This window comes from Bradyrhizobium sp. CFUWI (genome assembly GCF_056429085.1).
In genome coordinates this window covers 1-444 of sequence record NZ_JBWJZE010000207.1, presented here as the reverse complement: position 1 = coordinate 444, position 444 = coordinate 1, and the positions used below count along the sequence as shown (strand labels likewise).

At 74.3% G+C, this 444-nt stretch carries 1 protein-coding gene; it reads right to left on the bottom strand.

Going from position 1 to position 444, the window contains the following annotated elements:
• A partial coding sequence (locus AC066S_RS39450; RefSeq protein WP_478272006.1) for an aldolase/citrate lyase family protein occupies positions 1–410 on the bottom strand: 410 nt, incomplete at its 3' end.
• Positions 411–444 lie beyond the last annotated feature (34 nt).

The following is a 444-nucleotide window of genomic DNA, read 5'->3' as shown; positions in this document are numbered from 1 at the left end:
GCGGCGTGCGGGACGCTGCCGCCGCAGAGGATGCAGGGGCCGGGGGGGGGCATGCCCGCCTGCGTGGCACCGCCTTCCGCCGCGGCCGCCAGCGCCTGCGCGTCCGCCACGCTGTTGATCATCGGCGCGACGATACCGGCGGCGCCGGCATCCAGCATCCGCGACGCCATGGCGAAGTCGCCGACCGGGATCCGCACCAGGCTCGGCTTGCCGGCCAGCGCCACCTCGGTGATCGCCGCACAACAGGAGTGGTAATCGTGCGCGCCGTGCTGCTGGTCGAGGAGCACGGCGTCGAAGCCGGAGCGCGCCAGGGCTCCGGCGATGGTCGGGTCGGCGATGCAGGACCAGCCGAGGAATCGGGCCGGCTCGGCGGGCAGCAGGCCGTGGAGGCTCGGAACGGGCAGGGTCATGACACGTCCTGGACTGAGGCTCGCGGCGACGGGT